Genomic DNA, 16750 nt, shown 5'->3' on the forward strand with positions numbered 1-16750 from the left:
GTATATGGAACAAAATGAAAATTCTTTAGAGAAGCAAATTAAGATTGCTATGGAAAAAGAGTATTTAGAATTTGTAATAAATAAAATAAAAAAAGAGACTAGATATTATGTAGAAAAAAGAAAAAACATAGTAGAAGATATAGTTAAATATAGAAAAGAGAATATAGATGAATGTAAAGATGATGAAGATAAAATCGCAGAATACTTTGATCATGAAAGATATTTAAAGGAACAACTATATAAATTTATAGATAAAAAATTAAGAGAATTTACTATATTAGAGAATACACCTTACTTTGGTAAGGTGGTATTTTCTTATGAAGATGATGAAGATCAAATATATATAGGACGATTTGGATTTTCAGAAGAAGGAAATTATAAACCTATTATAATAGATTGGAGAGCTCCAATATGTCAAGCTTTCTATGCTGGAAAATTAGGCAATATTACATACACATCGCCAGATGGAGAGATAGATATAGATGTAAAATCTAAAACACAATATCTAATAAAAAAAGGTAAGCTTAAAGGTATGTTTGATTCTGAGTTGGATATAAAAGATGAAATACTTCAATCAGTGTTAAGTGAGAATTCAGAAAATAAATTAAAAGATATAGTAATGACTATTCAGAAAGAACAGGATGATATAATAAGACAGCCTAAAAATAAGGTTATAGTGGTGAATGGTGTAGCGGGTAGTGGTAAAACCACAGTAGCTCTTCATAGAGTAGCATATTTACTATATAATTATAGAAAGTTAATTCAAGATAAATTATTAGTATTAGGTCCTAATAGTGTATTTATAGATTATATATCAGAGATATTACCTAGTTTAGGAGAAAATGGGGTAATTCAAACTACTTTTTTAGAATTTATTTCTAAAATTGTAGATACCAATAGTGTGATGAGTTACGAAAAATACTATGAAAAAATATTAGTTGGAGATAAAGAATTTATAAAAGAACTTAGGTATAAACAATCACAAGAGTTTGTGGATAAGTTAAATGAATTTATAAATTATTTAGATCATAACTATTTTAAAGTTAAAAATGTGGAATTTATGGGAGAAATAGTAGTAACAAAAGAGGAAATAGAGGATATGTTTTATGATTATTTTAAATATATGCCTTTATTTAAAAGAAGTAAAAAGATAAAAAGAATAATATTCTCTAAATTAAAAGATGCAAGAGATAAAAATGTATATAAGGTTCAAAAAGAATTTGAATATAAGATAAAAAATTTATCAGAAGATGAAATTAGATTAGAGAGAAATAATTTAGAATTTATTAGAAAGAATGCAATAAGAGAAATAATTAAAAAATCTATGGAAACTAAAAAGCAATTAAAATATTTGGATGGAGAAAGTATTTTTGAGATTTATAAAAAAGGATTTTTTATAAAAGAAAATATAATAGTGGATGATTTATTTGCTATTTTATACTTAAAGATAAAATTAGAGGGTATAAGGATTAAAAAAGAAATAAAACATATAGTAATAGATGAAGCTCAAGATTATTCTATGTTACAATTCATAATACTAAAAGAACTAACAGGGTGTAAGTCTTTTACCGTCGTAGGTGATGAAAATCAAAGAATTATTCCATACAGTGGTAGACTACCTATGCTTTCCTTAGATGAAATCTTAGATAGAGATGAAATAGAATATTTTAACTTACAAAAGAGTTATAGATCTACAAAACAGATTATGGATTATGCTAATAAGTATCTAAATGAAAGTAAAATAGTACCTTTGGTAAGAAATGGACACAATGTAATAGAAGATTCTACAGAAAGTGGAAAAAGTATTTATAGTAAAGTTAATTATTATTTAGAGTACTTAAAAGAAAAAGGATATGAAAATATAGCTATTATTACTACTACATTAGATGAGGCTAAAAACATTGGAAATGATTTAAAAAGTATCAGATATATAAGTCTTATAGATAGAGAAAACATAATATATTCTGGCGGAGAAGTTATAATGCCATCTTATTTAGCAAAGGGATTAGAATTTGATGCTACCATATTACTTATAAAGGATGAAGTGAAAAGTAACAATTTAAATTATATTATGGCCACAAGAGCGTTACATGAATTAATAGTTATTAACAATGAAGTAGTATAATTATAAACAATGTGGATAATTATTGTAAATATTTTAAATTAAAGTAAATTTTAAAAAAGCTCCTTATAAATAGGAGCTTTTTTAAAAGCTATTTTTTATAACTTAAAAATTCATCTATTAAAGTATTTGTTACAGAATTTATACATTCAAAATTCATGCTATTTATATAATACTGTTCTAATTTATCATGTAGATTCTTGAATTCTTTTATAGATTTTAATGCTTTTTCTAATATTTCTTTAAATAGTTTTTTATTTTCATCTATTTCAGTTCTATATTTATTAAGTACTGATAAATCAAGTATATTATCCATATAGAATTGTTGTCCTTCAAATGTCTTATTATTTACTTCATTAGAAGTAAGTATAGCAGAATTAAGCTCCGGAATCATTAAATGTTCTATTCTAGATGGAATTAAAGTATCATGATAAAACTCTATATTATAACCTTGTTTATAAGCTTCCGTACCTATATTTTGTAATACATGAGATTTGAATGTGCCAGGTCCTCCATTTAATACGTATATATTTTTACAACGTTTAGATAATGAATCTGCATAGGTAACAATACCTTGAGGACTAAAAGCTGTAGCAAAACGGTGTTTTAAGGATCCTGGATTTGTATAATTTTTATTAGGAATTATGTTGTTTTTTAATTCCTGTTCTAATTTATTTAATTTAGTAGAATTTATGGATTTAGAATTATAATAAGACCAATTATCATGTATATACTTAGCAGATTTAAGATACCTATAAGCTTTTTTAAAGCTATCACTAATTTCATCATTAACACTTAGAATTTCATTTTTATAAGGTAATATACTATTCGCATCCCAGTAGTTACCTAAATTTAAAATTTCGTCTATAATTCCTGGATTTTTAGGATCCCTTATATGAGGTGCAGTTCCATCTACTAAACATACACCAATATCTTTTATTACTATAGAATCTAAGGAATCAGTGTCTGAAGAACAATGGAAGTATTCTATTAAAAATCCTTCATTTTCAAAAAATTTACTTATTTTTTTCATCAAAGAGGATTTACCTGTACCAGGTCCACCCTTTAAACAAATTATTTTTTTAGCTTTATCGGTATCTATAATGTAGTCAAAAAAAGAGTAAAATCCCTCTGAAGTATTGGCTCCTGCAAAAGCATGGATAGACGAATTTATCAAAAAATCATCTCCTTAACTTAAATCATTATATATAATATGCTAATAAGAATATTTTGGATACTAACTACTGAAATCCCTATCTATAGTTATAACTGTATTATAGTTAGGATGTAATTTTTTTATGGAATTGTCGATATCTTTTTTCAAACCTTCTAGTGATTCTTTATCGGACTTAAAAGATGGATCTATTACTATATCAAATATTAGATTTTTATGTTCATTTTTCCCTACAACTCTAAAATCATGCATGGAGTTTATAACTGAAAAGTTTTTTAGTACATTTAAAAGTTCTTCTTTTACATAAGTTACCTCTTTATCATCCACATTTATAGGATCCATATGAATAACTAAAATTATATTTAATTTTTCAGATAGTTCTTTTTCCGCTTTATCTATTATTTCATGAATTTTTATTATAGATTCATTAGATGGAACTTCAGCATGAATAGATGCCATACATCTTCCAGGACCATAATTATGGACTATTAAATCATGAACTCCAAATATTAAATCATATTTCATAATACCATCAATTATACTGTCAACTAACTCTTTATCTGGAGCTTCTCCGAGTAATGGATCTAAAGTTTCTTTTATTAAAGATATACCTGAATATATAATGAAAATAGAGACTAAAATACCGAAATACCCATCAAGGGGAAATGAAATACACTTACTTAATAATAATGATATAGCTACAGAAGATGAGGTTATTACATCGCTTAGTGCATCTAAAGATGACGCTTTAAGTGCTCCAGAATCTATGGTATTTCCTATAAATTTATTAAATTTGCTTAGCCATATTTTTATTAGTATAGATAATATTATTAAAATAAATGGTATTATTTCAAAATTAATCTTTGATGGATTAAGTATTCTATTAAAAGATGATTTAATAAATTCTATACCTACTAAAAGCACCATAAAAGATACTAAAAGACCGGAAATATATTCTATTCTACCATGCCCAAAAGGATGTTCTTTATCTGCAGGTTTAGAAGCTAATTTAAAACCAAGAAAAGTTATTATAGAAGAAGCTGCATCAGATAAATTATTAAATGCGTCTGCAGTTACAGCAATACTATTAGAAATTAATCCAACAATAAACTTTATTGCAAATAAAAATAGATTAGTTAACATACCTATTATGCTAGCTAGATAACCGTAGGAATCTCTAACTTCTTTATCAGTTACATTTTTATAATTTTTTATGAAATTTCTTACTAGAAATTTAGATAACATGACAACACCTACCATTTAAAATATTTAAATATAATTTGTATTATATCACATTTATTACTATTATCTTCTAAGATAAATAATTATAATAATTATTTATAATAATTTTGATATAATTGATTATAGTAGAAAATTTATGAAGGTAGGTGTTTTATATGGATAAACTTATAGAAGCTCAAAAACTTATAGATTTTATATATAATAGCCCATCACCTTTTCACGTAGTGAGAAATGTAGAAGAAATATTAAAACAAAATGGTTATTTTAAACTAGAAGAAAATGAAAAGTGGTATTTGAAAAAAGGTGGAAAATATTATACTTGTAAAAATGGTTCAGCAATATTAGCTTTTTATATTGGTAAGAAGGATGTAGAAAAGGATGGTTTCAGAATTATAGCATCTCATACAGATTCTCCAACTTTTAAAATTAAACCTTCACCTGAAATTTTTGCAGAGGGTAATTATCTAAAATTAAATACAGAAGTTTATGGTGGTCCTATATTGAATACTTGGATGGATAGACCATTATCCTTAGCTGGAAGAGTAGTTTTAAAAAATCAAAATCCTATGAAACCCATAATAAGATTAGTTAATGTGAAAAAGCCTATATTAATTATTCCTAATTTAGCTATTCATATGAATAGAAATATAAATAAAGGAATTGAATTAAATAGGCAAAAAGATATGTTACCAATAATTGCTATGATATCTGATAGATTAGAAAAAGATAATTATTTATTAAAAATTATAGCTAAAGAATTAGATGTTGAAATAGACGAAATATTAGATTTTGAACTGTTCCTATATGAATTTGAAAAGGGATGCATAATGGGATGTAATAATGAATTTATATCTTCTCCCAAATTAGATGATTTATCAATGGTTTATGCATCTTTAAGAGCATTGATAAATTCTAGCAATGAAGAAACTAATAAAATTATGGTATGTTTTGATAATGAAGAAGTTGGAAGTTCTACAAAACAAGGAGCAGACTCACCATTATTATCTTCTATATTAGAAAGAATAACATTAGCTTTAAATAAAAATAGGGAAGACTATTATAGATCACTTGCAAATTCTTTTCTAATATCTTGTGATTCAGCCCATGCAGTACATCCTAATGTACCAGAAAAATTTGACCCCACAAATAAAGCTTATATAAATAAAGGTCCTGTTATCAAAATAAGTGCTAGTCAAAGTTATACATCAGATGCATATACATCAGCTATTTATAAGCAAATATGTAATATGGCTAAAGTGCCTGTACAGGAATTTGTAAATAGATCTGATGAAAGAGGTGGAAGTACTATAGGACCTATATCTTCTACGCATATAAATATTTCTTCTGTAGACATAGGTACTGCATTACTTGCTATGCATTCTATAAGAGAGCTTGGTGGAAGTTATGACCAAATATATGCCATAAAATCTTTTAAGCAATTTTTTGATATATAATCATTCAATTAAGATTGATTTATAATTAAATATATGGTACACTATTTAAAATTTATAAAAGAATATTAGAGCTATTACTTATGGAGAGGTGCTGTAATTAAGAGTATTTATTAGTAGTCGGCGGATGATGATAAATAAAGAAAGGAATTACGGCCGAAGGAAAATTTTTGGTGAGAAGTTTTCCTGGCTTTATATAAAATATATATAAGGCTGTCACTTTAAAAAAAGTGGAGCGCTGCATAGGTACACAAACGTTGCATAACTATATATTTTTCTTTTACATAAGTGCAGCAAAGGTGTTCCTTTGCTGCACTTAATTTTTATAAAGTTAAATTTAGCTCATGTATTCTAAAGTAGTTAATTTAAATTAAAAAGGGGGCTATAGTTAGATAAAGGGTAACTTGCTGGAACCATTATAAATTCTATGAATAAAATAAATAATGAAATAAAAGAACTATCAGTTTTTTAATACTAGTAGTTACTATATTGTACCTAAAAAAATTAACTTATAGAAGAATAATCAGATTGATCTGTGATAGGGGGATTTTTTATGCAGCTATTTGGTAATATGAAAATTATAGATAATACATTGCACATAGGAAAGGTGAGTACTATAGAATTAGCAAAAAAATTTGGTACACCACTTTATATTATGGATGAAATGCTTATAAGAAAAAATTGTAGAGATTATATAAATAATTTTAAAGTTAAGGAATTAAAAAATAAAATTACTTATGCAGGAAAGGCCTTTTTAACTAAAGCTATGTGTCAAATAATACAAGAAGAAGGATTAAACTTAGATGTAGTATCAGGGGGAGAACTATATACTGCATATAAAAGTAAGTTTCCAATGAAACAAATTTATTTTCATGGTAATAATAAAACTAGAAATGAAATAGAGATGGGTATAAAGTTAGGGGTAGGACGATTTGTAGTAGACAATTTTTATGAATTAAACACTATAAACCAAATAGCTAAAAAATTTAATGTAAAGCAAAAAATTTTATTAAGGCTAACCCCAGGTATAGAAGCTCATACTCATGATTATATAAAGACCGGACAAATAGATTCTAAATTTGGATTTACTATAGTCAATGATATTTATATGATGGCTATAAAACAAGCTATAGAATTATCTAACGTTGAATTTGTTGGAATTCACTGCCACATAGGTTCTCAAATATTTCAAACTCAACCTTATGAAGAAGAGGTTAGTATAATGCTTAATATAATAAAAAAAATAAGGGATGAGCTAAATATAAAGGTTAAGGAATTAGATCTAGGCGGTGGATTTGGAATATACTATAAGGATGGAGATAATCCTAAAACAATAAAAGAGTTTTGTGAAAGTATACTAAAAAAATCACAAGAGATGTCAGAAAAACTACAGATAGATACACCTATATTAACAATAGAACCAGGTAGGTCTATAGTAGGTAATGCAGGAATAACGTTATATTCTGTAGGGGAGATTAAGGAAATACCATCGGTAAGAAAATATATTGCAGTGGATGGTGGTATGACAGATAATATAAGACCAGCTTTATATAATTCTCAATATGAGTGTATTATATGTAATAAAGTAAATGATAGCCAAAAAGAGAAAGTTAGAATAGTAGGTAAATGTTGCGAATCAGGGGATATACTCATTGATGATATAGAAATACCTAAAGTAAGTACAGATGACATATTAGCTGTTTTAAATACTGGGGCATATGGATATTCCATGGCAAGTAATTATAATAAAATGCCAAGACCAGCAGTGGTTTTAGTTCAAAATAATAATTATAAATTAATATGTAGAAGAGAAACTTATGAAGAGTTAATTTCTAATGAAACTATGATTTAGTAAAGAACACTATTAAAATCATTTTAATTTAATGAATTTTAATAGTGTTTTTTAATTTAAGTTATAAAAGTTGACTGGTATATTAAGTGTTTATAAGAATAAAAAATATATTATTAGTTTAAAATAAGTATTAATTTCTTAAGTAACTATAAATTTTAAAATAGTATTTTAAAGATTAAATTGAGACAGTTATATTGTTTAGGGTGTTTCATAAAGAGAGGATGGTACTATGATATATCTTATAGCATTATATATTATATCTACATTAGTCATGCTTTATTTAATGCATAAAATTTTAAATAAAGAAGAAGGTAATGAGGGATTAATGGAGGATATAAATAATAAAACTATAAATTTAGAAAAAGAAAAAATTGAAGAATATGCATCTACCATGGCGGAAAGTTACAGTGTAGTTAAAAATAAAAGATGTAAAAAATTAATACTAGAAGGTTTAGAAAGAAGTTACAGTAATATAATTAAAAATTATAAATATGTATCTTCTTTAAGTGATGAGGTAACTATGAATGTACCGGCAGGAGAGTGGCTTTTAGATAATATATTTTTAATCGAAAAAGAATATAAAAATATAAAAGGAAGTATGCCACCTTCTTATTATATGAAATTACCTGTTATAAGCCATGGTATAAAAAAGTGCTATCCAAGGATCTATAATATAGCACTAGAGATGGTATTAAATTCTGATGGTATAGTAGATGAAGATACAATAATAAGATTTATTAATTCGTATGAAAAGAATAGTGTATTAACCACTGGGGAAATATGGGCATTGCCAATAATGCTTAGAATAGCATTAATACAAAGAATCGCATTGATAACTGGGGAAATTGTATATATACAAAATGAAAAACAAAAAGCAGAAAAAATAATTGATGAAATAATATCTGCAGTAAATAAAAATAATATTGAAGATAAACTGAAGGATATAAATAAAAGAGACATAAAAATTACACCTTATTTTTTAGAAAAAATTACAAGTTTATTAAAAGATAATGCTATAGAGGAAGAAAAGGTTTATAACTGGGTTAATGAAAATGTAGAAAAAAATGAAATAAATTTAGATAGTTTGATTAATTTATCTCACAGAAAGCAAGCGAAACAGCAATTAGTTATAGGAAATTGTATAGTAGGTATAAGACAAATAGAGGCAATGAATTGGAAAAAAATATTTGAAGATGTAAGTTTAGTTGAGAGCATTTTAAAAGAGGATCCAGCTAAAGTTTATAAAAATATGGATTTTAATTCTAAAGACTTTTATAGACACACTATAGAGAATCTCTCAAGAAAGTTTAAACTATCAGAAACTTATATTGCCAAAAAAGCTATACAATGTGCAAAGGAAAACAAAGATAGAGAAGATTATAAAAAACATGTAGGTTATTACATATTAGAACATACTGGAATAGAGTGTTTAAAGAAAAGTATAGGTTATAGATTTAATATATTAGATAGTATAAAAAATAATTTATATACATTTAAACAGGGCTATTATATAGCTACATTAGTATTTTTAAGCCTAATTTTTGATGGATGTATATTGTTATCTATACACTATGGTACTAACAATTATAATATTTTATTAATGATATTAGAATATCTAATATTATTAGTTCCTTGTAGTCATATAGTAATTTCAATTATAAACTGGAGTTTAAATAATTTATTACATCCAAGTTTAATTCCTAAAGTTCATTTTGGGGAGAGTATACCAGAAGAATATTCTACAGTAGTTGTAATACCTACTTTAATTAATAATAAAAAAAGAGCTAAGGAACTTATAGCTGATTTAGAAGTTTATTATTTAGCTAATAGAGAGAAAAACTTATATTTTGCTGTATTAGGAGACTTTAAAGATAGCGCCAATGAAATAGAAAGGGAAGATAAGTTAATTTTAGAAACAGCATTAAAAGAAGTAAAAAGGCTAAATGATAAGTATGCTAAAGATGGAGAAGAAATATTTTATTTTTTAAATAGATATAGACAATATAATGAAAAAGAAAATTTATGGATGGGATGGGAAAGAAAAAGAGGTAAATTAGTAGAATTTAATAAATTTATAAGAGGAGATTTAAATACTAGCTATAATACTACAAGTAAAAATATAGAAAACTTACGAAAGGTTAAATATGTAATAACATTAGATGCAGATACAAAGTTACCTAGAGATAGTGCGAAAAAATTGATAGGTTCTATGGCGCATGTATTAAACAAACCTTTAGTAAGTCATAAAAATAAAAAGGTATTACATGGTTATGGACTTATGCAACCCAAAATAAATATTGATGTAGAAAGTGCTGATAAAACTTTATTTTCTAGCATATTTTCAGGGGAAGTAGGATTTGATAATTATACTACTGCAGTTTCTGATGTGTATCAAGATTTATTTGGAGAAGGAATTTTTACTGGTAAAGGCATATATGATGTGGATGTATTCAATATGATGTTAGAAGGAGAAGTTCCTGAAAACGCTGTGTTGAGTCACGATTTATTGGAAGGTTCTTATGTTAGAGCTGCATTGGTTACAGATGTTCAGTTAGTAGATGGTTATCCTGCTTATTATAATTCTAGCTGTAAAAGAATTCATAGATGGGTTAGAGGAGATTGGCAACTATTACCTTGGATAAATAAAAAAAACTCCCTCAATAAAATATCTAGGTGGAAGATGGTAGATAACCTAAGACGTAGTTTAGTTTCTGTTTCTATAATTTTACTTGTATTTTTATCCCTTTTGGTTAACAATGGAACAAATACTATGCTCACAGTGGCTTTTATTTCTATTTTGTGTCCAATTTTATTTAATGTGTCTGAAACTGTAATAATTTCTACTAGTGGTATAAGTTTATCAGGAAAAATAACTAATATTAAAAATTTATTTAAGCAAGTATTTTTATTGTTTGTTTTTCTTCCACATAAAGCTTATTTAATGATGGATGCCATAATAAGAACTTTATATAGACTATGTATAAGCAAAAAGAAATTATTAGAATGGCAAACAGCAGAGGACGCAGAAAGACTATCTGGTAAGAATTTTATAAGCTATGTTAAAGCTATGTGGATGGCTAGTCTTATCTCATTTATAATATTTTTCTTAGCTTTTAAGAAATCTATAGATTTATTTTTACTATTAATGCCAAGCTGTATATTGTGGTTTATTAGTCCATATATAGGTTATTTAGTAAGTAAAGATAAAAGTAAAAAAGTTATTCTAAAAGATGAACAAAAAGAAGTTTTATTTAATATAAGTAGAAGAACTTGGTCATACTTTGAAGATCTTATTTGTGATGAAACTAATTGGCTAGCTCCAGATAATTTTCAAGAAGAACCTTATAAAGGCATAGCTTATAGAACTTCTCCTACAAATATGGGAATGGGATTAGTTTCTAATATTTCAGCTTGTGATTTAGGTTTTATAGGATTAAAGGAAACAGTTTATAGAATAGATAAAATAATATCTAGCATGAATGAGTTAGATAAATATCAAGGACATTTTTATAATTGGTATGACATAAAAACTAAGAAGCCTTTAAGCCCTAAGTATATATCTTCAGTAGATAGTGGAAACTTAGTGGGATATTTATGGGTAACAAAACAAGGAATGGAGGACATATTAAAAGATCCTATAATAAATAAAAAATATATAGATGGCTTAGTATGTTTATTAGAATTAGCTAATAAAGAATTGAAAGAAAAGTTAAATGTTAATGATTTTTATTCAAAAATAATTTTTCTACTTCAGGATATTAAATTTGATATGATTTCCTGGAACAATATATTATTAAAAATATCAAGTAAATATGAGGAATTAAAGGATAGTGAATTAAATAATAGTGACCTTTATTGGAACAAAAAGCTATATGATAATGTAAATACTTATTTAGATGAAATAAAATATATTATGCCTTGGAAGGACCAAATAGTAAGTAATATAGGAATATGTAGAGAGTTAAGTAAAGATATAAGAAACATTCCATCTACAAAAGCATTAATTAATATACCAAAAGAGTTAGATAAAATATTAAAAGAATTAAATTCTATAAATATTAAAGAAAAATATGAGAAGGAATGGATAAATGAATTAAGAGAAAATTTAAATAATAGTAAGAAAAATATTAATTCATTATTAGATAAAATTAATGATTTAATTATTCAATTAGAAAATTTAGCAAATAAAACAGATTTTAACTTAGTATATAATAGGGAAAGAAATTTATTTTCCATTGGGTTTAATGTTGAAATAGGAAAAATGGATAATAGTTATTATGATTTATTGGCCTCAGAAGCAAGGCAAACAAGTTTTGTGGCTATAGCAAAAGGAGATATTCCACAAGAAAATTGGAGTGTTTTAGGAAGAGGACTTACTTATATGGGTAATGGTTTAAAAGGATTAGCATCTTGGAGCGGTACTATGTTTGAATATTTTATGCCATTACTAATAATGAAAAATTATCCTAATACATTATTAGATCAAACTTATAATTCAGTAATAAAAGCACAAAAAAACTATACTAAAAATATTCCTTGGGGTATATCAGAGTCAGGATATTATAATTTTGATGCAGACTCAAATTATCAATATAAAGCTTTTGGTGTACCAGGAATAGGAATAAAAAGAGGGTTATCAAGGGATTTAGTTATTTCACCATACTCTACTATATTAGCTTTACAAAGGGATGTAAAGTCTGCTATGAATAATATAAATAAACTTATTTCTATTAAAACTTTGGGAAGATATGGATTTTATGAAGCTATAGATTATACTAAAAATCGATTATCTAAAGAACAAGATAAGGCTGTAGTAAAATCTTTTATGGTTCATCATGAAGGTATGAGCTTAATGGCGTTAGATAATGTTTTGAATAATAATATCCTTCAAAAAAGATTTCATAGTATTCCTGCAGTTAAGGCTACAGAATTATTGTTACAAGAAAAGAAATCTAATAGATTAATATTTACTAGAAATATTGATAAATACAATACAAAAATAAAAAAAGAAGAAATAGATATTTACAATAGAATATATGATACGGCTAAAACTGAAATACCTAGAGTATCTGTATTATCTAATGGAAGTTATTCTTTAATGATATCTAATAGAGGAGCGGGTTACTCAAAAAAAGGAGATGTAACTTTATATAGATGGAGAGAAGATGTAACCTCTGATGATAGGGGAATGTTTTTCTATATAAAAGATATTAACTCTGGAGAGTTTTGGAGTTCAACTTATGAACCATGTAAATGTGAAGGAGAGGAATATAAAGCTATATTTTATCCCAATGAAGCTAGGTTTATAAGAAAAGATGGAGATATTATTACTAAAACTCAAATCGTTGTTTCTCAAGAAAATGATGCAGAAATAAGACAATTATATATAACAAATAATAGTGAAAGTTCAAAATTCATAGAGATAACAAGTTATTGTGAAACTACTTTATCCCCTTACAATGTGGACTTGGTTCATCCTACCTTTAGTAATTTGTTTGTAAAAACTCAAGTAGAGGAAGAACCATTTTGTATATTAGGAAACAGAAGACCAAGAAGTAAGAAAGATAAGTCTCCCTGGATTATGCAGACAGTGACAGTAAAAGGAGAGCAAGTAGGTGATTATCAATATGAAACAAGTAGAATGAATTTTATAGGTAGAAATAGAAACTTATATAATCCTAAGGCTATGGATAATGATTATGCTCTTAAAAATTTTGTAGGTGCTGTATTAGATCCTATAATAAGTATAAGAGTTAGGATAAAGTTAAATAAGGGAGAAACCTGTGAAGTAGCATATACTACAGCTTTTGCAAATACAAAAAAAGAAGCTATAGATATAGCTAAAAAATATAAAGACCATTATAATATAAAAAAATCTTTTGATTTATCATGGACTCAAAATAAATTAGAAATGAAGTATCTAGGAATAAAATCTACTCAGGCTAATATATATCAGTACATTCTTTCCAATGTATTATTTATAAATAATACTATGAAAGAAAGAGAAAAGTATATAGAAAATATAAGAGGTTGTCAATCAAATTTATGGGCATATGGTATTTCTGGAGATTATCCAATAATATTAGTTACAATAAATGATGAAAAAGACATAGACATAATAAGACAGTTAATTACTTGTTATAGATATTGGAGAATGAGAGATATAAAAATAGATTTAGTTATAGTAAATACAAAAGAAAGTTCTTACATCCAGCCAGTAGAAAATACAATACTAGATTTAATAAATTCATTAAATTTAATAGATAATTATAATAAAAGTCCAGGAATATTTTTATACAATAATGCCACTATGGCTAAGGAAGATTTAGAACTTTTAAAATCTATTTCAAGGTTATATATAGATAGTAAAAAGGGATCATTATTAAAACAAATAGATATAGGATCTAAAACTCATAAACAGTTAGAAGTTTTAAATCCTAAAGAAAAAAAATTAAGTTTTCCATCACATAAAATTTATGTACCAGAACTTAAATATTATAATAATATAGGTGGATTTGATAGAAGTAGTAATGAATATATAATTAATATTAATAATGATAAAACTACACCAATGCCATGGATAAATGTAATAAGCAACCAAAATTTTGGATTTCATGTATCAGAAAGCGGATCTTCTTACTCTTGGTATAAAAATAGCAGAGAAAATAAGATAACTAATTGGTGTAATGATCCAGTGATAGATGGAGAAAGTGAACAGATATATATAAGAGATGAAGAAACTAAAGATATATGGAGTATATCACCTAAGCCTATAAGACATAATGAAGAATATATAATACGACACGGATTTGGATATTCTATTTTTGAGAATTATCATAAGGGTATAATGGGAAGTATAACTATGTTTTGTCCAAAGCAGGATAACTGTAAAGTATGTGTCATAAATTTAAAAAATTATAGTGATACAGAAAGAAAACTTTCAATTACTTATTATGCAGAATTGGTGTTAGGCGTTTCTAAGCAATTAACTTCACAATATATAGCTACCTATCATAATAAAGAGAAAGAGTTTATATACGCTAACAATGGATATAGCAGTAACTTTAAAGATACTAAAGCTTATATGAAATTAATTGGAGGAGATAATATAAGTTTTACTGGGGATAGAAAGTCTTTTTTAGGTATAGGAGGTACTATAGAAAATCCAATAGGTTTAGATTTTGTTACTTTAGATGATAGAACCGGAGCTGGAATGGATCCATGTATGGCAGAAAATATTAAAATTTCCATGCAGCCTAAAGAAGAAAAAGTAGTTGTAGCTATATTAGGAGCTGAGGATAGCTTAGAAGATATATATAAGATGATAGATAAATATAATAAGTTTGAACTTTGCTTTGAAGAATTAAATAAGGTAAAAGCTTACTGGAAGGATTTATTAGGAACTATAAGAGTTAAAACACCAGATGATACTATGGATATAATGCTTAATGGTTGGTTATTGTACCAGGTTATATCTTGTAGATTATGGTCTAGAACAGCTTTTTATCAATCAGGAGGAGCTTATGGATTTAGGGATCAACTTCAAGATGTTATGGCTTTAAGCTATATAGACCCTAAAATAACTAGAAAGCAAATAATATATAGTGCTTCAAGACAATTTAAAGAAGGAGATGTACAACATTGGTGGCATCCTGTAGTGGAAAGTGGTATAAGAACTAGATTCTCTGATGATTTATTATGGCTTCCTTATGTAATATTAGACTATATAAAAAATACTGGAGATTATTCTATATTGAAGGAAGAAGTTAATTACTTGGAAGATGAGCCTTTAAAAGAGGGAGAAGACGAGAGATATACAGTATCTAAAGTTTCTAATGATAAGGGAACCATTTATGAACATTGTATTAAAGCTATAAATAGGAGCTTAAAATTTGGTAAACACAATATACCTTTAATGGGTTCAGGCGATTGGAATGATGGAATGAGTACTGTTGGTAATAAGGGAGAAGGAGAGAGTGTATGGCTCGGATGGTTTCTATATAAAATTTTAAGTAATTTCATACATTTGTGTGATTATGAAAAAGATGAAGAAAACTCAAATAAATATATGAAATATATAGAATATATAAAAGAAAATATCGAAAAAAATGCTTGGGATGGTAATTGGTACAGAAGAGCTTATTTCGACGATGGAACAGCTTTAGGTAGCATAGAAAATGAGGAATGTAGTATAGATTCTTTATCTCAATCTTGGGCAGTTTTATCTGGAGCCTCAAAAATTTCTAGAGCAGAAGAGGCTATGGAAGCTGTGGAGAAAAATTTAGTAAGAAAAGAAAAAGGAATTATAGCCTTGCTTACACCACCTTTTGATAGATCTAAGTTAGAGCCAGGATATATAAAAGGATACTTACCAGGCGTTAGAGAAAATGGAGGACAATATACCCATGCAGCTATATGGGTAGCATTAGCATTTTCAAAGTTAAAAAAAGAAGATAAGGCATGGTATTTGTTTAATATGATAAATCCTATAAATCATTCTAGATCCTTTTTAGATTGCGAAAATTATAAGGTTGAACCTTATGTTATGTGTGCAGATATATACGATGTTGAACCTAATGTAGGTAGAGGTGGATGGAGTTGGTATACGGGAGCAGCTTCTTGGATGTATAGAACAGGTATTGAGGGAATATTAGGATTAAAAATAAAAGAAAATCAAGGTTTTTATATAGATCCTTGTATTCCAAAAGAATGGCGAAGTTATGAAATGTTCTATAAAAAAGATGAAGCTGAATATCATATAACTGTATTAAGAAATGAAGAAAAAGGTACTTGGCTAAATGGAGAAAAATTAAAGGATAGTATAGTTCCTTTCTATAATAAAGGAAAATACGAAGTGAAGATATCTATATAAATAAAATGAGGCATTCTAAATAAAATTTATTTAGAAT

Annotated in this window: 6 protein-coding genes and 1 riboswitch; of the genes, 4 read left to right on the plus strand and 2 right to left on the minus strand. The window is 26.4% G+C overall.

The window, feature by feature from the left end:
* The first annotated feature begins 4 nt into the window (after positions 1–4).
* A complete protein-coding gene (locus tag BN1711_RS01905; protein ID WP_050606514.1) occupies positions 5–2125 on the plus strand; it encodes a HelD family protein in 2121 nt (706 codons plus the stop codon).
* Positions 2126–2213: 88 nt separating this feature from the next.
* On the opposite strand, the gene BN1711_RS01910 is transcribed toward BN1711_RS01905, so the two are convergent.
* Together BN1711_RS01910 and BN1711_RS01915 are read right to left on the minus strand one after the other, a co-directional pair.
* Positions 2214–3299: a PRK06851 family protein gene (locus BN1711_RS01910; RefSeq protein WP_050606515.1), complete on the minus strand. Its 1086-nt coding sequence runs from the start codon at positions 3297–3299 to the stop codon at positions 2214–2216.
* Positions 3300–3359: 60 nt separating this feature from the next.
* Positions 3360–4541: a cation diffusion facilitator family transporter gene (locus BN1711_RS01915; RefSeq protein ID WP_050606516.1), complete on the minus strand. Its 1182-nt coding sequence runs from the start codon at positions 4539–4541 to the stop codon at positions 3360–3362.
* A 152-nt stretch (positions 4542–4693) separates the two neighbouring features.
* On the opposite strand from BN1711_RS01915, the gene BN1711_RS01920 reads away from it, so the two are divergent.
* The 3 genes from BN1711_RS01920 to BN1711_RS01930 all read left to right on the plus strand — a co-directional run bounded on the left by BN1711_RS01920 (position 4694) and on the right by BN1711_RS01930 (position 16713).
* Positions 4694–5992, plus strand: coding sequence for a M18 family aminopeptidase (locus BN1711_RS01920; protein WP_050606517.1), 1299 nt, complete (start codon positions 4694–4696; stop codon positions 5990–5992).
* A 75-nt stretch (positions 5993–6067) separates the two neighbouring features.
* Positions 6068–6238, plus strand: a riboswitch (Lysine riboswitch).
* 304 nt (positions 6239–6542) lie between these two features.
* Positions 6543–7841, plus strand: coding sequence for a diaminopimelate decarboxylase (gene lysA / locus BN1711_RS01925; protein ID WP_050606518.1), 1299 nt, complete (start codon positions 6543–6545; stop codon positions 7839–7841).
* Positions 7842–8070: 229 nt separating this feature from the next.
* Positions 8071–16713 (plus strand): GH36-type glycosyl hydrolase domain-containing protein, encoded by an 8643-nt coding sequence (locus BN1711_RS01930; protein ID WP_050606519.1) that lies wholly within the window; start codon positions 8071–8073, stop codon positions 16711–16713.
* Positions 16714–16750 lie beyond the last annotated feature (37 nt).

Source organism: Clostridium niameyense, assembly GCF_001243045.1.
Lineage (GTDB): Bacteria > Bacillota > Clostridia > Clostridiales > Clostridiaceae > Clostridium_F > Clostridium_F niameyense.

Bases quoted from the DNA above. Each gene is read 5' to 3' on its own strand.
- BN1711_RS01930 (WP_050606519.1), top strand. From the start codon at position 8,071: ATGATATATCTTATAGCATTATATATTATATCTACATTAGTCATGCTT.
- BN1711_RS01915 (WP_050606516.1), bottom strand. From the start codon at position 4,541: ATGTTATCTAAATTTCTAGTAAGAAATTTCATAAAAAATTATAAAAAT.
- BN1711_RS01905 (WP_050606514.1), top strand. From the start codon at position 5: ATGGAACAAAATGAAAATTCTTTAGAGAAGCAAATTAAGATTGCTATG.
- lysA (WP_050606518.1), top strand. From the start codon at position 6,543: ATGCAGCTATTTGGTAATATGAAAATTATAGATAATACATTGCACATA.
- BN1711_RS01920 (WP_050606517.1), top strand. From the start codon at position 4,694: ATGGATAAACTTATAGAAGCTCAAAAACTTATAGATTTTATATATAAT.